Below are 21618 nucleotides of genomic sequence, written 5' to 3' on the forward strand. Positions count from 1 at the left end.
ACCCGGAGGTCGACCGAGAGGAGCGAGTCGTCATGACCACAGCGCAGGGGGACGAGGCAGGGACGGGCAGAGAGGTCCGGGACGAGGCCGTACGGGCGAGCGCCCGGGCCGGTTTCGCGGCGCGGGGCGTGCTGTACCTGCTCGTCGGAGCGCTGGCCGTACGCGTCGGCCTGACGGGGACGGGCGACCAGGCCGACCGGGGAGGGGCCCTCGCGCACATCGCGGCCACCCCGGTCGGTGCCGTCCTCCTCTGGGCCCTGGGCATCGGCCTCGCCGGGATGGCGCTGTGGCGCCTGTCGGAGACGTTCCTCGGCGCGGCCGGCCCCAAGGGGGACAAGGCCCACAGACGCGCCCTGTCCGCCGCCCGCTGCGTCTTCTACGCCGTCTCCGCCTTCCTCGTCCTCTCCTTCGCGGCGGGGGAGCGGGGGAGCGGCGAGGGGTCGACCGACCGGCAGAGCCGGGACGTCACCGCCCGCCTGCTCGAGCTCCCCGGCGGCCGCTGGTGGGTCGGCGCGGTCGCCGTCGGCGTTCTGGCGGCCGGGCTGTGGATCGCGGGCAGGGCGGCCCTGCGGAAGTACCGGGACCACCTGACGTGGGGGAGCCTGACGAGGTACCAGCGCCGCTTCATGGACGTGACCGGCGCGGCCGGCGGCATCGGGCGCGGCCTCGTCTTCGCCGCGCTCGGGTTCTCCGGCGTGCAGGCCGCGACGGCGTTCGACCCGAGCCGGGCCAAGGGCATGGACGACGCGATCCGTTCGTTCGCGCAGACCCCGGCGGGCCCCTGGCTGCTGCTCGCCGTGGCCGTCGGCCTCGTGCTCTTCGGAGCCTTCTCCTTCGGAGAGGCGAAGTGGCACCGGCTCTGAAACGGACCGCCACCGCCCGCCGACGAGGCCTCAGGAAGGCCGGCCGGGCGAGGACGGGCGGAAGCAGGCGGTGACGTCCTTGCCCCGGGGACAGGGGCGGGCCTGCCAGTCGTCGGCGAGGGCGTCGATCAGGAGCAGTCCGCGCCCTCCGAGGGCACCGTCGTCGGGACGGCGCTGCTCGGGCACGTGGGACGAGGCGTCGTGGACGGTCACGTGCAGGCACTCGTCGTCCCACGTCAGGATGAGCTGCGCGTCGCTGTGGGCGTGTACGTGGGCGTTGGTGACCAGCTCGGAGACGGCCAGGACGACGGAGTCCACCAGGTCCGGTGCCGTACGGTCCCAGCCGAGCGCCACCAGGTGCTCACGCGTCCAGTCCCGCGCCGCCTTCACCCCGCTGCTGAGGGGCAGCGTCCGTGCCCATCCGACGGCTCTCAATGAGGGGTCCCGTGCCATGTCTCTCCTCCGGTCGGCCACACTGCACGTTCCGTCTGCCCTGCCCCTGGGTCCGGGAACCCGGCGGCCGACGATCCGGACCCCACGGTGATCCCGCCGTCCGGACGCCGGCCGGGCGCGGCCCGGAACAGTGGCCCATGTGACACGTCGGCTCCAACGGGGTGTGCGAAGACGTCTGCTGACGTTCCGTCATGTCGGACGCGTACGTTCCGGGAAAAAAATCGGCATGGTCTTCCGCCGTCCGGGTAGGCGGGCTGCCATCGGACCACGAATCCGGGGTCGGGACGAGAATGAGAGGGGAATGGTGTGACGGTCATCACGATGTCGACCACGGGCGTTGAGGTCGGGGCGGGGGCACTGCCGGCGGTCCCGGACCCGTCGGCGGTCGCGCCGAAGGACGCCCGAGCCCTGTCGAAGGTGTTCTTCCAGCAGCTCACGGTGCTGGAGGAGGGGACCCACGAGTACCAGTACGCGCGCAACACCCTCATCGAGATGAACATGAGCCTGGTCCGCTACGCGGCCGGGCGGTTCCGTCACCGCGCCGACGAGATGGAGGACATCGTCCAGGTCGGCATGATCGGCCTGATCAAGGCGATCGACCGCTTCGAGCTCTCCCGGGAGGTCGAGTTCACCACGTTCGCCGTCCCCTACATCGTCGGGGAGATCAAGAGGTTCTTCCGGGACACCTCCTGGGCGGTCCACGTGCCCCGCCGCCTGCAGGAGGCCCGTGTGGAACTGGCCAAGGCGAACGAGGAACTGAGCACGCGCCTGGGCCGGATGCCGACGGTCAAGGAACTGGCCGAGCTGATGAGCCTCACGGAGGAAGAGGTCACCGAGGCCCGGCTGGCCTCCAACGGCTACAACTCCTCCTCGCTCGACGCCGCGCTGAGCGGCGAGGAGGAGGCCGGGGACGCGTCCCTGGCCGACTACATCGGCAGTGAGGACCCCGCCATGGAACTGGTGGAGGACTTCCACGCCCTCGCCCCGCTCCTCGAAGACCTCGACGAGCGCGACCGGCGGATCATTCACCTGCGGTTCGTCGAAGAACTCACCCAGGCCCAGATCGGGGAACGACTGGGCTGCTCCCAGATGCACGTCTCCCGCCTGCTCGCGCGCACCCTGAACCGCCTCCGTGAGGGCATGCTCGCCGACAGCGGCTGATCCGGTGACCCACGACCCCGCCCGGGCCGGTCGCCCGGCGGACGCCTCCGTCGGCCGCCGGGCGACCGGCCCGGGCCCGGGGGTCAGCGGAGCCAGTGGGCTGCCGCGGCCGGCGGGGCGGTGACGCCGAGCCGGATGGTTGGGGCCGGGACGGGGGCGTAGCGGGGCGAGTGGTTGGTGGGGACGGAGTCGGGCAGGCCCGCTTCCAGAAGGTCGCCGGGGGCGAGGCCCTCGAAGAGGGCGGGATCGGCGCCGCCGAAGTGCCAGTCGGGTCCGCGCGGATGCGGTTGGGCGTCACGCTGTACGGCGAGGGCGGCGACTGGCGCATCCGGGCCATGGAACCTGCCCGGCGCGCGGAACTGGGCACGTCCTGCCTGCCGGGCCGCCCCCGTACGCCACCCGCCGGAACCCCCGGACATCGGCGGAGGACGGGGCGTTCCTCCAGGCGCTCGGCGCGGACGGACGCCTCGGTTTCACCGCGCTCGCCGCCTCGACGGCCGCCGCGACGACCGGTTCGACGGGCACGGTGCCGCCCAGGTCCGGGGACCAGGGCACCCACAGGTGCCGGACGTCGCCGTCGAGCGGTGCGGCGAAGACGGACGGGTCCTGGTCGATGGAGACCGGACACCGCGGGTCGGGCCCGGCCATCACCGAGAGGAGCAGGGCCACGTCGCTCACGGTGCGGGCCATCGGGCCCTGGACGACCTGGGTGGCCCACGGCGTGAAGTCCGGCCACAGCGGCACCCGGCCCGGCGAGGGGCGCAGCCCCACGATGTTGCGGAACGAGGCCGGGTTGCGGATCGAACCGCCCATGTCGCTGCCGTCGCCCAGCGACCGCAGCCCCGCGGCCACGGCGGCGGCCGTGCCTCCGCTGCTGCCGCCGGCCGACCGGGTGGGGTCGTACGGGTTGCGGGTGGGCCCGAAGAGCGGGTTGAAGGTGTGCGCACCCGCCCCGAACTCCGGCACGTTGGTCTTGCCGAGCGTGATGGCACCGGCCGCGCGCATCCGCTCGATGCCGAGGTCGTCGTGCTCGGGGACGTGCCCGGCGAGAACGGGGGAACCGTGGGTGGTGCGGATGCCCGCCGTGTTGTGGGTGTCCTTGTGCGCGACGGGCAGGCCGTGCAGCGGGCCGACGGGCTCGCCGCGAGCCAGGCGCTCGTCGGCGTCGGCGGCTTCTTCGAGGGCCTTGTCGGCGGTGAGGGTGACGATCGCGTTGAGCGTCGGGTCGAGCTGTTCTATCCGCTCCAGATGCGCGGTCACCACCTCGCGCGCGGACAGCTCACGCGCCCGCAGGCGCCGGGCCGGCTCGGACGCGGACGCGTCGCAGATCTCCGGGCGCACGGGACGGGGCACGCGGGCCTCCAGGACGGGGATGGTCGGAGCCGGCCGTGTCAGGCCGGGGTCACGACGCCTCGGGGGTGACGGGTACGGCCTCGGGCGCGAGCCCCAGGACACGGTCGAGGTAGGGGTTCGCGAAGAGTCCGGTCGGGTCGAGCGCGTCGCGCAGGGCGACGAAGTCGTCGAAGCGTTCGTAGCGGGACCTCAGGGTCCCGGCGTCGAGGGTGTGCATCTTGCCCCAGTGCGGGCGGCCGCCGTAGGAGCCGAGGACGGACTCGCACGCGTCGAAGTAACGGCGGTACGGCATCCGGTGGTACTGGTGGAAGGCGATGTAGCAGCTCTCCCGCCCGTGCGCGGTGGACAGCGTGATGTCGTCGGGGGCCGCGAACCGCACCTCCAGCGGAAAGGACACCCGCTCCCCGGTGGAGTCGATCCACCGCTTGATCTCCCGGAGCGCGTCGACGGCGTGCTCGCGGGGAACGGCGAACTCGCCCTCGTGGAACCGTACGTCGCGGGGCGAGGCGAACACCCGGGGAGAGAGGTCCGTGAACTCGCGCGCGGACATCGCCCGCGCCGCGAACCGGGCGATCGGCGGCACCAGGGCCGGGACCGCCGTGCCGAGCCGGCACAAGCCCTCGAAGCCGAGGCCGCTGACCGTCTCGTCGACGCGGCGGGCCAGGGCGCCGATCGGCTTCAGCGGCGTGGTCGCCGGCAGCCGGCGAAAGCGCCGGGTCAGCGCGGTCTCGCTGTGCGGGAACCAGAAGAACTCGAAGTGATCGTTGTCCTCCGTGAGTTCGTCGACGCGGTCCAGGACCTCCGCGACGGGCATCGTGGTGTCCCGGGCGTGCAGGGCGAACTGGTCGACGCACTGGAGCGTGACCTCGGTGACCACGCCGAGCGCCCCGAGGCCGACCCGAGCGGCCCGGAAAAGCTCGGGCCGCTCGTCGGCGGAGCAGCGTACGACCGACCCGTCGGCCAGGACCAGTTGCAGCGCCCTGACCTGGGTGGCGATGCCGCCGAAGCGCAGCCCCGACCCGTGAGTGCCGGTCGAGATGGCACCGGAGACGGTCTGCCGGTCGATGTCTCCCATGATCTCCATGGCCAGTCCGCGGGAGGCGAGCAGCGGACCGAGCCGCCACAACGGCATCCCGGCCCCCACCGTGACCAGCCCGCTCTCCCTGTCCACGGAGCCCAGACCGGCCAAGCGGTCCAGCCGCAGCTGGAGGCCGGGCGCCACGGCGGCGCCGCTGAACGAGTGCCCGGAGCCGACCGCCTTGACCCTCAGCCCGTCCCGGGCCGCCTCCGCCACGGCGGCGGCCACCTCCTCCGTGCGCGTCGGCCGCAGGATTCGAACGGGGCGGGCCTGTTCGTTGCCGGCCCAGTTGCGCCACACCTCGGTCATGCCGGAAGTCCTTTCAGCGGATTCGACGATCGACGGAATCGGGATCGGAATCGGGATCGGAATCGGGATCGGAATCGGGTCGATGGGGTCGATGGGGGAGAAGGGACCGACGGTGTTCGACGGCACGTTCGATGGCCGCGACGGGGCCGCGGCTCCCCGGAAGCCTGAACTCGGTGGTTGTCCAAGTCAAGGGGTCAGGACACTTGACCTGGACAACCGACCAAGACAAGGTGGGCGCCACCCGAGCCGGTCCCGGTCCAGAGAAAGGCCCGTAACCCATGGGACGTTCCACCCCCGCCACGGAATCCGCGCACACCGCGGACCGGAGCGCGCACCCGGTGCCGCGGTCCGCGAGCTTCCCCGAGCTGCAACGCGCCACCGCCGGCCTCCAGCCGCCGTTCGCCGTCGTCGACGTCGGGGCCCTGCGCGCCAACGCCGCCCAGATGGTGCGTCGTTCCGGCGGCAAACCGATCCGTCTGGCCAGCAAGTCGCTGCGCTGCCGCCGGTTGATCGGCGACGTCCTGCGCCTGCCCGGCTTCTCCGGCATCCTGGCCTTCACCCTTCCCGAGGCCGTGTGGCTCGCGGCGGACCACGAGGACGTCCTGGTCGGCTATCCCACGACGGACGGCCCCGCCCTCCGGAGCCTGGCGGGCGACCGGCGGATCGCGGAGCGTGTCACCCTGATGGTCGACTCCGTGGAGCACCTGGACTTCCTCGCCTCCGCCGCAGGACCGGACGGCCCGCCACTGCGCGTCTGTCTCGACCTCGACGCCTCCCTCCGCCTGGCCGGCGGACGAGTTCACCTCGGGATGCGCCGCTCCCCCCTGCACTCGCCCGAGCAGACCCGCGACCTCGCCCGCGCCGTGCTCGCCCGGCCGCGGTTCCGGCTCGTCGGCGTCATGGCGTACGAGGGGCAGATCGCCGGCGTCGGCGACGACCAGCCCGGCCCCGCCCTGGCCCGCGCGGCCGTCCGGCTCGTGCAGCGCGTCTCCGCGCGCGAACTGCGCGAGCGCCGCGCCGCCGCCGTCAGGGCCGTACGGGCCCTGGCACCCCTGGAGTTCGTCAACGGCGGCGGAACGGGCAGCCTGGAGACCACCTCCGCGGAACCGGCCGTCACCGAACTCGGGGCCGGCTCCGGCCTGTACGCCCCCGGGCTCTTCGACCACTACCGCCGCTTCAGCCCCCTGCCCGCCGCCCACTTCGTGCTGCCCGTCGTCCGCAGGCCCGGGGCCCGCCACGTGACCGTCCTCGGCGGCGGTTGGACCGCCTCCGGGCCGGTGGGCGCGGACCGGCTGCCCCGACCGGTCCGCCCGGCCGGGCTGCGACTGCTGCCCCGCGAAGGAGCGGGCGAGGTCCAGACCCCCCTCACCGGCCAGGCAGCCGATTCCCTGCGCCTGGGCGACCGCGTGTGGTTCAGGCACGCCAAAGCGGGCGAGCTGTGCGAGCGGGTGAACGAACTGCACCTGGTCGAGGGCGACCGGATCGTCGACGTCGTCCCGACCTACCGAGGCGAGGGCCACGCCTTCCTGTAGCCGCCGGCCACCCGCGTACGTCGATCCGGGCCACTGCCCGGAGCCGCCCCGGGGAGACCACATGGCCCGCCGCTCTTCCACCGGCACGGCCCGGCACCGGTGATCGAGCTTTTTCCGAGCGCATCCAGGTGCCGGCTTCGCCGTGCCGGCTTCGCCGTGCCGGCTTCGCCGTGCCGGCTTCGCCGTGCCGGCCCTGGACGACGGGTGCGGATGGGGCCGGGCGGAGAAGCCGGCGGTCGCGGTCCGAGTGAACTCGGGGGCGACCGACGCCGAGGTCCTCCACAGGAACGAAGGCCGGTCCGACGGATCACCGCGCTCGCCCCACTCCACCCGGCGGTCAGCCGCCGTGGAGGCCCCGCTCGTCGAGGCCGCCGTAGACATGGGCTTCAAGCCCTCCCGGGGCGTCCATGGCGACGGCCTCGCCCCGGTACGGGGCGATGAGCGAGTCCTCGCCCCGCCACCAGGTGTCGGTCAGGCCCCGCACCTCGGGCACCGGCTCATACCCTTCGAGGTCCAGGGAGTCGACGGCCTCGCCGGTGATCCTCGTGGTGGTTCCGGCCCAGCGCCGCGCATGGCCGGCCAGCGCCAACGGGAGTGGCGGCCGTCATGGCGCCGGAGTCTACCGGCGGGGTCCGGCGGCACCTCGGGCAGAAGCCCGTTCACCGTCTTGCGGGTGGGGCCCGGGAGGTCGCCAGGGCCCCAGAGCTCTCGTCCCCGCCCGACGCCGTGCCGCCCTCCGTACGCCCCGGCACGCCCGCACGCGCGTGAGGCGTGCCGTTCCGCGGAACGGGAGTCACGCGCAGGCCGTCCGTCCCTCGCTTGCCCGTGACCGGTGCCGGCACCGGTCTCCTCGCCGATGGCGCCTCCTGCGCCGCCGTCGAAGCGGCGGGGAGGCCGGTCGACCGCACGCGGGGACCGCCCGGGGCGACCGGGCCGGTGAGCGCCCCGGCGGGAGCCTCGACCCGGGCCGGGGACGACGGCGCCGGCACCGTGCGCAGGGGCTGCCGCGCCGACCGGTGGCGAGTGAGGTTTGCGGTCGCCGGGATCCGTGCTGTCCTGGAAGGGTCCGACAGGAGTGCGTCATGCGTGCGATTCAGCGGCCGACCAAGGACCACCCGTTGCGGGAGGGGGTGCTGCTGCCGGCCCGGGACCTCGCCGTGGCATGGGCGCTCATCGCCGTGATCGCGGTCCTGGCCTGGGTGCTCACCGTGGGCCAGGCCGTGGACATGGGGGTCGAGCCCGGCACGATGGGGATGGCGCTGCCGCTGTTCCTCCTGCTGTGGCTGGCGATGATGGCGGCCATGATGCTGCCTTCCGTCGCCCCCGTCGCGGTGACCTGGGCCAAGGGGATCGCCCGCCAGTCCGGCGGTGCCACCCGGGCGCTGCGTACCACCGAGTTCATCTCCGGCTACCTGCTCGCGTGGACGGCGTTCGGCGTGGTCGCGTACGGCGGGCTCGCGCTCACCGGCGCCCTGGTCGAGAGGGACCCGGATGCCGGGAGGTGGATCGGGGCGGCCGCCTTCGCGCTGGCCGGGCTGTACCAGCTGGGGCCGCTCAAGGACATCTGTCTGCGGCACTGCCGCAGCCCCATGGCCCAGCTGATGCGGTACGCCTCCTACCGGCCGCGGCTGCGCGACCTGCGGGTGGGCCTGCACCACGGTGCGTACTGCGTCGGCTGCTGCTGGGCGCTGATGGTCGTGCTGATCCCGCTGGGCGTCATGAACATCGCGGCGATGGCGGGAGTGGCGGCGCTGATCTTCCTGGAGAAGCTCTGGTACCGGGGGCCGCAGCTGGCCCGGCTGGCCGGCGTCGCCTTCATGGTGCTGGCCGTGCTGGCGCTCTTCCAGGACTGGCCGCTGCCGGGCCTGCGGGGATCGATGACGCCGATGTGACGGCGCGCACGGGAGGCGCGCCGTCAGTGGCCGCGGCGGGTCCGCCCCGCCCCCGGCCCGGTCACATCCGTCCTGCCGGTGCCCCCGCCTCCTGCTCGCTGCTGAACACGAAGTCGGCCTGCTCGCCGTACGCCGGCTCGAAGCTGAGCCCGAACGCCGACGACGAGCCGGTCGTACGACCGATCTCGTACTCGGTGGCGAACCCGAACATCGCGTTCTTCACGGTGGTCGGCGTCCCGTCCGCGCCGCGCAGCGGTTCGTACGAGATCGTCGAGTGTCCGGCCACCTCGGCGCCGGGTTTCTCGCCCTCGGTGACCTTGACCTCGCCGCGCTCGGTTCCGAGGAATTCTCCGATGAACTGGGCGAGTTGGCCGAACGGCCCGCCCTCGTCCCCGGAGAGGATCTTGCCCACGGCCTCGGCCTGGGCATCGCTCGCACCGTTGTCGACGACGACTCCGACCTTCCAGTCGCCGCCCGTCAGATGGGAGGGGAAGAGGTTGTAGAAGGCGAAGTCGACCCCGGCGAGGTCGATGTCGTCCAGGCGCCCCTCGCCGATGTGGAACGCCGCGATGCCACGGCACTCGGTGCCGCCCTTGCCGTCGTTCGGCTGGGCGTCGACACTGCACCCGCAGACCAGGGCGCACGAGCAGCTCGCCACGTAGTGCCCGGAGATCGAGTACGTCATGGGAATCCTCCTCTCGCTCGCTGTCCGCACCGTCCGATCCGGCCCGACGGTGCCGGGTCTCGCTGCGGCGGTGGTGAACGGGGATGAGGCATGACGTCCTCCGCTCCGCGGGTCGCGCGAAGCTGGTCCCTCAACGGTAGGCGCGGGTGCCCGGCGCTGTAAACCGCCGGGTCCGGGTGACCGCTAGCGGGTCACGACGGTGTGCACGGGGTAGATCTTCGGCTGCACCTCCGGAACCCCGAGCTCGCGCAGGATCGGGATGATGAACTCGCCGAACTGCTGGAAGGCCTCCTCCGACTCCCAGACGTCGACCACCAACCAGCCGTCCGGTGCGGGGGCGGAGGTGTGCGAGATGAGGCCGGGCACGGGCCAGTCACCGGAGCTCGTCACGGCCCCCCGCCCGCCCGTGACCTTGTCCGCGCTCTGCTCGTACTGCGCCTGGGTCATGCCCGGCACCTCGAAGACCGCGACGATCGCCATGGCGACTTCCCCTCGGGTGGAAATGGTCCCGCCAGTCGATCACTCCGGCGGGCCGCGCACCCGTCGGCCTGATCCGAATGGACGCAGAGCGGTGATCCGTCCACCCGAGGGTGTTGCGCGAGTCGGGGCGGTCGAGACCGCACCGTGCGGACGGTTCACCCACTACCGCCTGTGCCCGGACGTCGTCGAGCAGCTCGCAAGCCGGTTCGAGGCTCCGGCGCGGACCGCGCGCCTGAGCGTCGAGACGGACTTCCAGGCGCTCCTGCCCCTGGCCCGCCCTTTCCCCGCGCCTCACCTGCCGAGGAGACCTGGCCCGTGGCCGCCACCGGACCCGCGGCGAGCGGCGTCGCAGCCGCCGACACGCTGCCGCGGCCCGCACCCGGCGGCGCCCCCGCCGTGACGATCGGTCGCGCCTTCACGGCACCCCGCCGGCCTCGCCCCGACTTCGTGCCCGCTTCGTCGCCGTACGGCTGATCGGCACGGTCGTGGGGCTTGTCACGGCCGCGCACGCCTCCCTGCCCGGCCGGCTCATGTCCCACAGCCGGGCGAGGCGTATCCGGACGGGGCGCCCCCAGTCTCCTGCCTCACCGACCACGAGTGGCGCGCTACGAACTCCCTGTCGTCCGGTAGGTCCGGACCGAGGCGGTGCACCGGGACGCGCCCGCCGCCCTCACCGCACATCGCCGCCGCCTTCGCCGACCTCGAACGCCACGGACGCGTCCATGCCCCCACCACCGCGCTGTCGGCGACCTTCCGCGAGACCTCGGACGCACGCACCGAGGCCGTGTGGCGCTGCTCGCCGAGCAGCTGCGCAGCCCGGACCCCGTCACCCGGTACGACGCGATCGACGCGGCGCGCGGCCTGACCGTCTCCCGGAGGGGTGACCACACCCGCCCCGTCCGGTTTCCCGGCGACTGTCTGCTGCCGCACGATTCCTCCACCTCGACGGCAGCGGCCGAGGCGCCCGGCTCCCCGGCCGGCCTTGCCGGACCGGCCAGGGAAGCCCTCGCCGCCTACGTCACCAGGGCATCTGGCAGGCTTCGCCTCGTGGAGATTCTCGATGTCCTGGCCGGCATGGCGAAGACAGGCAGACTGGGCCCGGTGTTCAGCGGAGCCGACTGGAACGATGTGACCACAGCACTCGGCGAGCCGTGGGACATGGGAACGATGAGCCGGAACGGCGAGTGGCCGCGGCTCTTCGCCTACGGAGACCTTGAGCTGAGTGTCTGCCGCTGCCGCAAGGTTTCCCTCATCTGCATCCAGACCTGGCGTGACGTCGTCGAACTTCCCCCGTCGGTTGTGGGGGAGACAGGCAGCTTCCCGGCAGGGCTCAGGCACGCGGACGTCGTTTCCGCCTTGGACAGGGCCGGCTGTGCCTGGGAGCCGTATGCCCCGCTGACCTTCGGCGACCAGTGCTCGCTCGTGACGATCGCGTCGGGAGCGAACTTCACCTTCGAGATCCCCGAGGGCGAGGAACCCGTGCTGAACGTCATGGGCCTGCCCGGCGACGGACACGACTGCTCCGCACGGACCGCAGGCCAGGCTCGCCGACGCGAAGCGCCGTCAGGAACCGTGAACATTCATTGCCCCGGAGATCGCTGACCGCCGCTCGACCGGTCGGCGAACGCCGGCGCCGAAGGTGGACGGAGCCACTGTCACCTGCGCCGGTGACGCCGGTCCGGACGTCCACGACACGGGCCTCTCCGTCGCCCGCCGCCTGATCTGAACCGGCCAACTCGTACGTGATCGGCCAACTCACTGCGCACGCCGGGACCCCGGTGCTGGAATGGCCCCATGGCCGACACGCTGTGCGACACCGACCTGATCGTCATCGGCGGCGGCCCGGCCGGCTGCGCCGCCGTCCGCATGGCCGCCGGCGTCGGCATGCGCTCGATCCTTATCGAGCCGGACCGGCTGTGCCGCAACCTCTACCGGATCCCGGCCCTGAACAACGTCCTCGGCGGCCACACCAGCGGCCCCGAGCTGGCCGACTCCGTCGTCGCGGAGCTGAAGAGCACGGAGCTGTGCCGCCTCGAACTCGGCCGGCACGTCACCGAGCTCCGCGCCGACGAGGACCGGGTGACCGTCACGCTCGACACCGACGCCCGTCTCACCGCTCCGTACGCCGTCGTCGCCACCGGCGTCGGCCCCCTCCAGCCCCGCGACGTCCCCTGGATCACCGCCCCCGACGGACTCACCCTGCCACCGCTCTGGCAGGCCGTCGCGGACGACGCCGAGGGCCGCACCCTCCTCGTCCTCGGCGGCGACCGCCAGATCGGCACCTTCCTGCGCGCCCACCCGACCACCGGCACCCGCCTGCTCGTGGCGTACCCGGCGGCCGACGCGTACAAGATCGAGGAGATCCGCGAGGACCCCCGGGTCACGCTCCTTCCCGTGGAGCACCTGACGCTCCGGACCGGAGGAGGCATCGCGGTGTCGGCGGAAGCGGTGGGCCGGAACGGCGAACGGCAGACGATCACGGCGGATGCCGCCCACCTCAGCATCGGCAACGCCCCGACCGCCCCGCCCGGCGACCTCATCCGCGGTCCGGACGGATACTGCCCGCCGACCGAGCAGCACCCCCGCGTCATCGTGGCCGGCGACCTCCGCTCCGCCCGCTTCCAGCGGATCATGACCGCCCTGGGCTCCGGAAGCGAGGCGGCGCTCCGCGCCTACTACCGTGCGCGCGAGCTGTACTCCGAGCTCTGAGGGGCGGCTCTGCTCGCGCGCGGGGGTACGTCCGTCCTGCTGGCGAGCGGTTACGGCCCGGCACGTGCTCAGGCCGTTGCACGGGCGAGGACGCGGCCGGTCCGCAGGGGAGCCCTGGCACGGCGGATCGCGGCGATGCACGCGCGGGCCCACTGATCGGGGGCCGGGAAGTCGAGGAGGTCCTGCAGCCGGCCGATGTGGGCGGTGCGTTCGGGTGCGGACATGGCCAGTGCGGTGCGCAGGGTGATGACGAGGTCCCGCGCGTCGAGGGGGTCGGTGAGCAGGGCCGCGGATCCCGTGTGCCGGGCCACTCCCGCGTACCGGGACAGGACGAGCGTTCCGGGGCGGTCGGTGGCGTGGTGCGTGGTGACGTACTCCTGGACGGTGAGGTTCATGCCGTCGGCGAGTGAGGTCACCCAGAACACGTCGGCGGCCAGGTAGTGGTCGACGACCTCGGGGAAATCGAGGTTGCGGGGGATGTAGTCGACGGGCCGCCAGGCGGGCGTGCCCCACCGGTGGTTGATGCGGCTGATCGCTCTCTCGAGCTCCTCGCGGGTGGTGTCGTAGGCCTCGATGCCGGGTTCCGGGGGCGGGCATATCAGGCGGTAGGACACCTTCCCCCGTAGCTCGGGTGTCTGGGTCAGGAGCGCATCGAGGGCGTGGATCTTGTGGACGGGCGCTTTGGCGTAGTCGAGCCGCTCCACGGACAGAACGAGCTGACTTTCGCCGCCCCCGTCCTGGCGCCGCTGCCTGAGGCGGGCCCTGGCCGTGTCGGCGACGGCCTGCCGGTCGATGCCGAGGGGATGCACGCCCAGGCGAGGGGCGAGCCCGGAAGCAGGGGCGAACAGCCGGCGGAAGTTGTCGGCGCTGTCCGCGGTGTGGAAACCCGCCCAGTCCAGGTACGCGAGCGATTCGAGCAGTTGCCCGGCCGCCGGAATCCGGCGGAAGACCTCAGGCCGGGGGAACGGCGTGTGGTGGAACAACCCGATGGCCAGGTCGGGCCGTTGGGCTTTGAGGACCGCCGGAACGAGCCACAGGTTGTAGTCGTGCAGCCAGACGGTGCCCCCCTGCGCCGCGAGGGAGCCGATGTGACGGGCGAAGGCGGCGTTGACCCGCTCGTAGTCGGGCCAGTGATCGGGCAGATCGCGAATGAGGTCGGGCTGGGACATCAGGGCCGGCCAGAGCGTCTCCTTGCAGACGCGATGAAAGTAGCCGGCCCATCGCTCGGGGCTCAGCGGCAGGAGGGAGAGCGGCACCCCGGCAGCTGTCGCAGCGGTGGCGGCCGGTGCCCTCGCACCGGTGTGGGCCGCCGCCCACACGGCGTTCAGACGCTCATCGGCGAGCGCGCTCTGCAAGGTCGGCAGGATCCCGTTCGGACTGCACGGCGAACGCCAGCCGCCGTCGATCCAGCGTACGGGAGGACGGTGATAGCCGACCGTCACCGACCGGCAGTCCAGCCAGCCCAGACGTTCCATCCCCTCCAGGACCGCGGCAGCGCCGTCCCACACGGAGTGATGCACCACCTCCCCGGCGGGAGCTGCAGCGGCCAGGGCCGTCTCGGCGTTCGCCACGACGACGGCGTGTGAACCTCGGGAGAGCATCGAGAGGTCGTTGAGCGAGTCCCCCACCGCGAGCACCGCCTGCCGCGGCCAGCCCATGCCGCGTCTGAGGAGCTCCAGCGCGTTCCCCTTGCTCGCACCGGCCGGCAGCACGTCGAAGAACCGGCCCGAGGAGTAGGACCAGGAGCACCCCAACGCCTTGACCGCGTACCGCAGCGCACCGGTGAGGCCCGCCGGATCCAGATGGAACGAGCACCGGCCTTCCTGTGCCACACCGTGCTGGTACACGAGCTGGGGGAAGCCCATCAGCCGCGCCCGCACGTGTTCCGCGCCCGGCCAGCCCTCCCGCAGCTGTTCCTCCAGGCCGTGGACGTGCAGCATCCGCGGGGCGTCGATGACGCTCGCGCCGACGTCCGCGATGATCCAGCGCGGCATCGGTACGAGAGGGTCGTCACGCAGGAGCGCCCGCACGGAAGCGAGACTGCGCCCGGTGGCGAAGACGACCGTGATGTGCGGATGCCGGGCCAGGGCGTCGCGCAGACGGCGACGTTCCTGCCGTTCTCCGCCCAGGAGGGTGCCGTCCAGGTCGGTCACCAGCACCTTTGCCGTCGAGACTGCTCGCCGGTCCATCGGCGTCTCCCTTCACCGTTCTCCACCGCCCACCGGGCGGGAGCCGTGATGCGGCTTCGGTCTGTGGCGCCTCACCAAGCGGGGTCGTGGGTGACGGGGTCCATGGGCAGGACCTCGTCATCTGCCTCCGCCGGCCGCACCGAGGCCTGCTGGAAGTCCCGGATCGCCTTTCCGAGCAGTGACTCGCGAAAGTCGTCGCTTTCCAGGAGCCGGGCGATCAGACCGTCGGGAGCGTTGCGCGCAGCTTCCACGAGACGATCGGCGGCGGGCTCGTGCGGTGCCATTGGGGCCTCCTGATTCACGGAAGAGGAGCGGCGAGCAGGTGGTGCATCGCCCGCTGGGCAACGCGGGGCGGAGCACGGGTGCCGGCATCGGCGGACTCGTGTGCTGCCGCTCTGCGGCTCGGGTCGCCGTGGTGCGTGATGAGCCGGGTGACGCGCCGAGGACACTGCCCGGCAGACGGACAGGCGGCTGGTTCACGGTCCATCACCGGGCCGTGTCGCCCGGGTGAGGGTCCCGGAGGGGCGCCGTCGTGCGAAAGCCCCGTGCGGGAAAGCCCCGCCGGAGTCGGTACGGGGCCCATCGGGCCTGCGGTCCAGGACTGCTCCTGAACCGCACTTACACCGATCATGATCGCTCTCACCGCTGTGGCGCGCGTGTTTCCGGCGGCCATTGGAGTGAAAGATCGCGCCGGCGGCCGACGGCGCCCGTACCGACGTTTCGCAAGGGGAAGCCGCCGTACGGGAGCCGGACGGCGCGGAAGGGCACGTGGGCAAGGTCAGGGTGCTGCTGGATGGTGGTACGGGCCAGGGCCCGGCCCGCGTCGCCTCGGCAGGGGCGTTGTCAGTGGGCTGCGCTACGGTCGCTCTCCCCGTGACGGGCGCCCCGTTCCCGCCCGGCCTCTACCTCAGGCCGGGCGGGAACAGGCTGGCACGTCCCCCTTTTTCGGCACGAGGGCCGGGCCTCTTCCGGATGGAAGGGCGACACCGAGGTGTCCTGCCTCCATATGAGGGGGTCCCCGGTGGGAATGCAAGGAAAACCGGGAACTTCGCCCGCACGGCTTGCCCGATGTGCTTTACGTGCACGGGAACGGTCGTCTCCGACCGCTCGGATGACCGTCCACGACTCCTAATGTTCCGTGATTCCATGATCACGTCGCGTGATCTCCCTGTCCCGGTCCATGCTGATGCCCCCTCAACAGCGGCTCGGCACCCGCCTGTTGGAGGGGCCTACTCGGCGTGGCCTTCCGGATGGCTACGGCATGACACCAAGGACTGGTGATGAACAGGAAGAAGATAGCGGCAGCAACGGCGCTGGCGCTGGTGACGCTGGTGGTGTTCGGCTGGAGCGTGGTGATGGCGGCCATGGGCCACGCGGCCCTCATAGCCGTGGCGGCCCCCGTCCTGGGCCTGACCGTGACCCAGGTTCTGCACGGCGTCCGCCCGCAGACCACGCCGGCCTCCGGACACCGCGGTGCGCAGGTGTCCGACAAGGAGGACGACGCCCCGTGACGACGTCGCTCACCACGCCGGGGCCGGACGAGCCGGCCCCGCTCCGCCCCGGCCGCAAGCTGGGCCCCATCGCCGCCACCGTCGGCAGCTCCCACCGGGCCTGGCTGGAGCCCACCCGCGCGCGTTACCTGGCCAGCGGCCGCACCCTCAGCGACCTCAGCTTCCACGTCCTGCTGGCCAAGTCCAAGCTCTCCGAACTCCTGCGCGGCGTGGGCCACTACCCGCGCTGGGAGGTCATCCACAGCCTCGCCGGAGAGCTGGGCATCCCCAACTGGCCGCTGCACCGGCTGTGGAAGCAGGCGGCCCTGGACGCCGGAAAGACCCGCGACTGGGTCGACCGGTCCACCGACAACACGGTCCAGACCGCCCCGTCCGGGCCGCCCCTGGAACACGGCGCGCTGCGCGCGATCGTCGCGGACGGCTACCGCCGCTACGCCGGCGCCTTCCTGCCCGACGAGGCCCGCGACGCCGCCGTCGAGGACACCTTCGCCATCCTGTGGCTGTCCTTCGGAGACGCCCTCGCCAGCCCCGACACCCGCCGCTACGCCTGGGACATCCTGCGGGCCACCGTCAAAGCCAAGGCCGACCACCGCGACCACCGGCCCCTGCTGGCCGAGGCGGCCTTCGACACCGTCGCTCTACGCGAGCAGACCTCTCCCGAAGGCGAGATGGCGCAGCTGTCCGAGAGCCTGGAGCTGTTCACGGCCATCAGCCGGCTCCCCGACGCCCAGCTCGACGTCATGGTGCTGCGACGCCTGTGCGGGTTCACCACCGAGAAGGTCTCCGACCTCCTCGGCCTCCCCCTGGCCGCCGTCCGATCCAACGAGCGTCACGCCGTCCGATTCCTGGAAGAAACCATCGAGCTGCTCGACACCGGAGGAACCACCCCATGACCAAGCTCGACGACATCCTCTCCAGGGCGCTGCTCGTGCAAGACCGCGCCGCCCCCCGAGACACCGTCCCGCCCCGCGAGCCCGAGCCGACCGTCCACCCGCCCGTCACCCCCGGCCAGATGCCGGCGGCATCGGCCGCCGCGGCCGAGGACCTGCGCGCCCTGTGCGAGGCCCTCGTCCGCCACACCCCCGCCACGGCGGTCTCCGCCTTCGTCACCGACCAGGTGCCCGAACCCCGCAGCGCCCTGGTCCTGGCGTGCGTCCTGCAGCTGACGGACACCGACGACGCCGCCAGATTCTGGTGGCAGTACGCGGCAGGCGCCGGCCAGCCCGGCGCCGCGTACTGCCTCTACCTGCACCACCTCGCCCTCGGTGAGACGCACACGGCCCGCTGGTGGCACACCCAGACCCACGAGGACAAGCCACCGGCCCGGCACGCGTGGACCACGGTCCACTGGAACAACAAGCCGCTCGTCCTGCGCCACGAGGACCACGCCTCCACCACCACGATCGTTCGGGTGCTGCGCAATCTGGCACAACACGTCAGCCGGCCCCGCTCCGCCGTCGTCACCGAGCTGATGAAATACATGCCCACCGCCGTCGCCGTCGGCTACCTCCGCGAACCCGAAAGCGAGCTGCCCCTGCCCGGCCCATCCTTCGCCCGCGAGGTCCAGGCGCTGCTGGACGAAGCCATCGACCGGCTGGACCACCCCGCCGACCGGCCGGGACCCCCCGGCGACCGCCCGGCCCCGCGAAGGAACACGGGCCACCGCGTACCGGCCGCCCGCGAGACCGACGAGGCCGCAACCCGCTGAACCGCGCCGGCGGCGTCCTCCGGCCGGAGCGCTCGGACAGGACGCCGGCGGCGGGGAGCGCGGGGCGGACGGAGCCACCGAGCAGGCCGGGGCGACGACGGGCGGCGTCGAGGGGCACCGGGTACGGACCGTGACCGCCCGCCGCGGTCTGCGCACGTCGGCCTCTCGGCCTCCGCCCGGCACGCGAAGGGGGTTCGGTTTCCCGAACCCCCGGTTCGGGGGCGGGCACCATCGCCCGCCGCCCCCGGTCCGCCGAGGATGAGTACATGATCGAAACGGCGAGGGACAGCAGGACGGGAACCGTCGCGCGGGCGGAGGACCTGCGCCGCGTGTACGGGCGGGGCGCCGCGGCCGTACGGGCGCTGAACGGCGTGTCGGTGGCGCTCGCACCCGGCACGTTCACGGCGGTGATGGGGCCGTCCGGCTCCGGCAAGACCACCTTGCTGCACTGCCTCGCCGGGATGGACCGGCCCACCGGCGGCTCCGTCTGGTGGGGCGGTACCGAGATCTCCCGGCTGTCCGAACGACGGCTGGCGGAACTGCGGCGCAGCCGGGTCGGGTTCGTGTTCCAGGCGTTCAACCTGATGCCGGCGATGACCGTCGCCCAGAACGTCGAGCTCCCCGGCCGGCTGGCCGGCCGGCGTCCCGACCGGGGCCGGGTGCTGGACGCGCTCGCCCGGGTGGGGCTGGCCGGGCGCGAACGGCACAGGCCCGGACAGCTGTCGGGCGGGCAGCAGCAGCGGGTGGCCATCGCCCGGGCGATGGTCTCCCGCCCGCCCGTGCTCTTCGCCGACGAGCCGACCGGCGCGCTCGACCGGGCCACCGGCCACGAGATCCTCGCCCTGCTGCGCGCCGGGGTGCACCAGGAGGGGCAGACCTGCGTGATGGTGACCCACGACCCGGTCGCCGCCGGATACGCGGACCGGGTGCTGCTGCTCGCCGACGGCGTGCTGGTGGACGAGCTCGACCGGCCTTCCGCCGCCCAGGTGGGCGAACGCCTGAGCCGGCTGGGTGGGTGAGCCCGATGGTCACGCTCGTCCTCGGACCGCTGCGCCGGCGCCCGACCTCCTTCGTCGGCCTGGCCGTCGCGCTCTTCCTGGCCGTCGCCACCGTCACGATGTTCGGCCTGCTGTTCGCCGCCGACCTCACCGCCGACCTCACTGCCGGGGAAGACGTCCGGGAGGCGGATGCCGGGCCCGGACTGGCGGTGATCGCGGGCGCGTTCGGGGAGATCGCCGTCCTGGTCGCCTTCTTCGTCGTCGTGAACGCGCTCGGCTTCGCCCTCCGGCAGCAGCACCGTGAACTCGCCCTGCTGCGCACCATCGCGGCGACACCCCGCCAAACACGGCGGCTGGTCCGTGGCCAGGTCGTCGCGACGACGCTGGTGGTCGCCGCGCCGGCATGGGCCGCCGGCGCGGCCGCGGCGAGCCGCTTCCTCACCGAGCTCCAGCGGCGGGACATGGCCGCGCCGGGCCTGCGCGTGCCGGAGACCCTCCTGCCGATGCTGGTGGCACTGGCCGCCACCCTCGTCGTCGGCCTGGCCGCCTCGGCCGTCGCCGCCCGGCGGATCTCCCGGGTCGCGCCTGCGGCCGCCCTCACCGCGAGTGCGACCGAGCACGGGAGGACGGGGGCGCCGCGCCTGCTCGCCGGTGTCGGCGCGCTGGTGGGCGGCGGCCTGCTGCTGCGGCTGGCGGCGACGCGGCCGCTGGAGCAGGCGGACAGGGCGGGGCAGGCGGCACTGCTCGGTTCGCTGGTGCTGCTGGTCGCGGTCGCCCTGCTCGGGCCGCTCGCGGCGCGTCCGCCGGCGGCCGCGTCGGGCGCGCCGCTCCGGGTCCTGGCGCCCGGTGCGGGGTGGCTGGCCGACGCCAACCTGCGCGGGTACGCGCGGCGGCTCTCCTCCGCCGTCGTGCCCATCGCGCTGCTCGTGGGCCTGTCGGGCACCATGTCGATCATGACGAGCACCGCCGGGAGCGCTAAGGGCACGACGGCGACAAGCGTCACCTCGACCACCGACGTCTGGCTGCGCCAGAGCGAGCTGGCCCTGCTGGCCTGCTTCGCGGCCGTCTCCACGGTCAACACCCTGGTCGCCGTGACCGCGGGCCGGCGCCGCGAGTTCGCCCTGCTGCGGCTGGTGGGCGCGACCTCGTCGCAGCTGCTGCGCATGCTGACCCTGGAAGCGGTGCTGACCACGGTGGTGGGCGTGCTGCTCGGCGCCACGGTCGCGGGAGCCGCGTCCGCCGCGTTCAGTACGGCGGTGACCGGCTCGGCGGTTCCGACCGTCCCGATGGCCGACTGCGGATGGATCGTGGCGGGTGCCGCGGCGCTGACGGTCCCGGTCATCCTTGTCACGGGGGTGCGGGCGGTCCGCGGCCCGGCGACGGAACAGGTGGGCGGCGGCGGTGACTGAGCACAGCGGGGCGTCCTCTCCCGGGGGCGCGGGCGAGAGGGAGGCCCGCGAGGCGACGGCGGCGGCCGAGCGGCGCTCCTGGTTCTCCGTCGGGGGCGGCGAATGGCTCTTCGCCGTCGTGGGCCTGCCGCTCGCGCTGCTGTGCGGCGGTTACGCGATCGCCGTCCTGTACGCGGGAGCACTGCTGTCGCTCACCGTGCTGGGCCTGCCCTTCGTGGTCGTCGCGCTGCTGGGCGCGCGCGGTCTCGGCACGCTGCACCGGCGGCTCGTCGGCGGGTTGCTGGGGGAGCGGATCGAGGCGCCGGCCGGGCCCGCCCGCCCCACGGGGCCGGTCGCCCGAGGCCGTGCCGTGCTGACCGACCCGGTCGGCTGGCGGATCCTGCTCTACCTGCTGCTGCGGCTGCCGCTCGGCGTCCTGGGGTTCGTCGCCGCGGTCGCGCTTCCTCTCGGCTGCGGCTGGCTGATCGGGTTTCCGCTCTGGGTCCGGCTCCTGGAGCCGGAGCCGCGGCCGTTCGGCTGGACGGACGCCGTCTCCGTACCGTCGGCTCTTCTGCTGCTCGCCGCGGTGCCCGGTGCCATCAGGACCCTGAGCGGTGCGAACCGGCGGCTCGCCGGACTGCTGCTCGGTCCCGCCCCCGCCCAGCAGCGGGTCAGGAGGCTGGAGACGGCCCGCGCCGTCCTGCTCGCGGAGAACACCGACCGGCTGCACCGCCTGGAGCGCGACCTGCACGACGGGACCCAGGCCCGGCTGGTCGCCCTGGCCATCACCCTCTCCCTGGCCGACGACGCGCTCGCCCCCGCCGCGGGCCCGGACCCGGGACGGGCACGCGACCTGGTGGAGCGCGCCCGCGGCCAGACCGACGACACCATCGCCGAACTGCGGGGACTCACCCGGGGCATTCGGCCGGTGGCGCTCGACGGTGGCCTCGCCCAGGCGCTGCCCGGCCTGACCGCCACCTCCCCGGTGCCGGTCGCCGTCCACCTCGACCTGCGGGAACACCCGGAACCGGCGATCGAGCGGGCCGTCTACTTCTGCGCCGCCGAACTGCTCACCAATGTCGCCAGACACAGCGGTGCGCGCTCGGCCGAACTCGGGGCGAGCGTGTCCGGCGGGCGGGTCCGCCTGACCGTCCGCGACGACGGGCGCGGCGGTGCGGCGCCCGGCGTCGGCACCGGCCTGAACGGCCTGGCCGAGCGACTGGCGGCGGTGGACGGCGTCCTGACCGTCGACAGTCCGCCCGGCGGCCCCACCACGGTCACCGCCGAACTGCCGGCGCGCCTGTGAGAG

Annotated in this window: 21 protein-coding genes; 13 read left to right on the forward strand and 8 right to left on the reverse strand. The window is 73.3% G+C overall.

Going from position 1 to position 21618, the window contains the following annotated elements; genetic code table 11:
• The first annotated feature begins 32 nt into the window (after positions 1-32).
• Positions 33-863 (forward strand): DUF1206 domain-containing protein, encoded by an 831-nt coding sequence (locus tag K7G60_RS31455; RefSeq protein ID WP_225804366.1) that lies wholly within the window; start codon positions 33-35, stop codon positions 861-863.
• Positions 864-893: 30 nt separating this feature from the next.
• Here K7G60_RS31455 and K7G60_RS31460 read toward each other — a convergent pair whose 3' ends face one another.
• Complete coding sequence (locus tag K7G60_RS31460) at positions 894-1316, reverse strand: ATP-binding protein (protein WP_225804367.1); 423 nt, start codon at positions 1314-1316, stop codon at positions 894-896.
• 321 nt (positions 1317-1637) lie between these two features.
• On the opposite strand from K7G60_RS31460, the gene K7G60_RS31465 reads away from it, so the two are divergent.
• Positions 1638-2477 (forward strand): RNA polymerase sigma factor SigF, encoded by an 840-nt coding sequence (locus tag K7G60_RS31465; protein WP_263986538.1) that lies wholly within the window; start codon positions 1638-1640, stop codon positions 2475-2477.
• 294 nt (positions 2478-2771) lie between these two features.
• Here K7G60_RS31465 and K7G60_RS31470 read toward each other — a convergent pair whose 3' ends face one another.
• Positions 2772-3830: an amidase family protein gene (locus tag K7G60_RS31470; protein WP_225804369.1), complete on the reverse strand. Its 1059-nt coding sequence runs from the start codon at positions 3828-3830 to the stop codon at positions 2772-2774.
• Between the two features lie 49 nt (positions 3831-3879).
• Positions 3880-5217, reverse strand: coding sequence for a D-arabinono-1,4-lactone oxidase (locus K7G60_RS31475; protein WP_225804370.1), 1338 nt, complete (start codon positions 5215-5217; stop codon positions 3880-3882).
• Between the two features lie 278 nt (positions 5218-5495).
• Between K7G60_RS31475 and K7G60_RS31480 the strand changes: the two genes are divergently transcribed.
• On the forward strand, positions 5496-6749 hold the full coding sequence (locus K7G60_RS31480; RefSeq protein ID WP_225804371.1) for an amino acid deaminase/aldolase: 1254 nt from the start codon (positions 5496-5498) through the stop codon (positions 6747-6749).
• Positions 6750-7086: 337 nt separating this feature from the next.
• Here K7G60_RS31480 and K7G60_RS31485 read toward each other — a convergent pair whose 3' ends face one another.
• Complete coding sequence (locus K7G60_RS31485; protein ID WP_374115715.1) at positions 7087-7338, reverse strand: hypothetical protein; 252 nt, start codon at positions 7336-7338, stop codon at positions 7087-7089.
• 493 nt (positions 7339-7831) lie between these two features.
• On the opposite strand from K7G60_RS31485, the gene K7G60_RS31490 reads away from it, so the two are divergent.
• Positions 7832-8641, forward strand: coding sequence for a DUF2182 domain-containing protein (locus K7G60_RS31490; protein ID WP_225804372.1), 810 nt, complete (start codon positions 7832-7834; stop codon positions 8639-8641).
• Positions 8642-8702: 61 nt separating this feature from the next.
• Here K7G60_RS31490 and K7G60_RS31495 read toward each other — a convergent pair whose 3' ends face one another.
• On the reverse strand, positions 8703-9326 hold the full coding sequence (locus K7G60_RS31495; protein ID WP_225804373.1) for a DUF1326 domain-containing protein: 624 nt from the start codon (positions 9324-9326) through the stop codon (positions 8703-8705).
• Between the two features lie 183 nt (positions 9327-9509).
• A complete protein-coding gene (locus K7G60_RS31500; RefSeq protein WP_225804374.1) occupies positions 9510-9806 on the reverse strand; it encodes an antibiotic biosynthesis monooxygenase in 297 nt (98 codons plus the stop codon).
• Positions 9807-10121: 315 nt separating this feature from the next.
• Between K7G60_RS31500 and K7G60_RS31505 the strand changes: the two genes are divergently transcribed.
• From K7G60_RS31505 to K7G60_RS31515, 3 genes are all read left to right on the forward strand, one after another.
• On the forward strand, positions 10122-10280 hold the full coding sequence (locus tag K7G60_RS31505) for a hypothetical protein (RefSeq protein WP_225804375.1): 159 nt from the start codon (positions 10122-10124) through the stop codon (positions 10278-10280).
• Between the two features lie 312 nt (positions 10281-10592).
• The gene (locus K7G60_RS31510; RefSeq protein WP_225804376.1) at positions 10593-11408 is read left to right on the forward strand and encodes a hypothetical protein; all 816 of its coding nucleotides are present in this window, start codon (positions 10593-10595) and stop codon (positions 11406-11408) included.
• 192 nt (positions 11409-11600) lie between these two features.
• Positions 11601-12515 carry an NAD(P)/FAD-dependent oxidoreductase gene (locus K7G60_RS31515; RefSeq protein WP_225804377.1) on the forward strand — a complete coding sequence of 305 codons (915 nt, stop codon included), beginning with the start codon at positions 11601-11603 and terminating at the stop codon, positions 12513-12515.
• 68 nt (positions 12516-12583) lie between these two features.
• On the opposite strand, the gene K7G60_RS31520 is transcribed toward K7G60_RS31515, so the two are convergent.
• Positions 12584-14704 carry an HAD-IIB family hydrolase gene (locus K7G60_RS31520; RefSeq protein WP_225804378.1) on the reverse strand — a complete coding sequence of 707 codons (2121 nt, stop codon included), beginning with the start codon at positions 14702-14704 and terminating at the stop codon, positions 12584-12586.
• A 71-nt stretch (positions 14705-14775) separates the two neighbouring features.
• The gene (locus K7G60_RS31525) at positions 14776-14988 is read right to left on the reverse strand and encodes a hypothetical protein (protein WP_225804379.1); all 213 of its coding nucleotides are present in this window, start codon (positions 14986-14988) and stop codon (positions 14776-14778) included.
• A gap of 996 nt (positions 14989-15984) precedes the next feature.
• On the opposite strand from K7G60_RS31525, the gene K7G60_RS31530 reads away from it, so the two are divergent.
• From K7G60_RS31530 to K7G60_RS31555, 6 genes are all read left to right on the forward strand, one after another.
• On the forward strand, positions 15985-16215 hold the full coding sequence (locus K7G60_RS31530) for a hypothetical protein (RefSeq protein WP_225804380.1): 231 nt from the start codon (positions 15985-15987) through the stop codon (positions 16213-16215).
• Positions 16212-17108, forward strand: coding sequence for a sigma-70 family RNA polymerase sigma factor (locus K7G60_RS31535; protein WP_225804381.1), 897 nt, complete (start codon positions 16212-16214; stop codon positions 17106-17108). The genes K7G60_RS31530 and K7G60_RS31535 overlap by 4 nt, the downstream gene beginning before the upstream one ends.
• Positions 17105-17923, forward strand: coding sequence for a hypothetical protein (locus K7G60_RS31540; RefSeq protein ID WP_225804382.1), 819 nt, complete (start codon positions 17105-17107; stop codon positions 17921-17923). The genes K7G60_RS31535 and K7G60_RS31540 overlap by 4 nt, the downstream gene beginning before the upstream one ends.
• Before the next feature lie 266 nt (positions 17924-18189).
• Entirely contained in the window at positions 18190-18942 is a 753-nt protein-coding gene (locus K7G60_RS31545; protein ID WP_225804383.1) for an ABC transporter ATP-binding protein, read from the forward strand.
• Positions 18943-18947: 5 nt separating this feature from the next.
• On the forward strand, positions 18948-20330 hold the full coding sequence (locus K7G60_RS31550; protein WP_225804384.1) for an FtsX-like permease family protein: 1383 nt from the start codon (positions 18948-18950) through the stop codon (positions 20328-20330).
• Entirely contained in the window at positions 20323-21615 is a 1293-nt protein-coding gene (locus K7G60_RS31555) for a sensor histidine kinase (RefSeq protein ID WP_225804385.1), read from the forward strand. Before K7G60_RS31550 ends, K7G60_RS31555 begins: the two co-directional genes overlap by 8 nt.
• Positions 21616-21618: the final 3 nt, after the last annotated feature.

The sequence above is a fragment of the Streptomyces sp. NK15101 genome, from assembly GCF_020400725.1.
GTDB lineage: Bacteria > Actinomycetota > Actinomycetes > Streptomycetales > Streptomycetaceae > Streptomyces.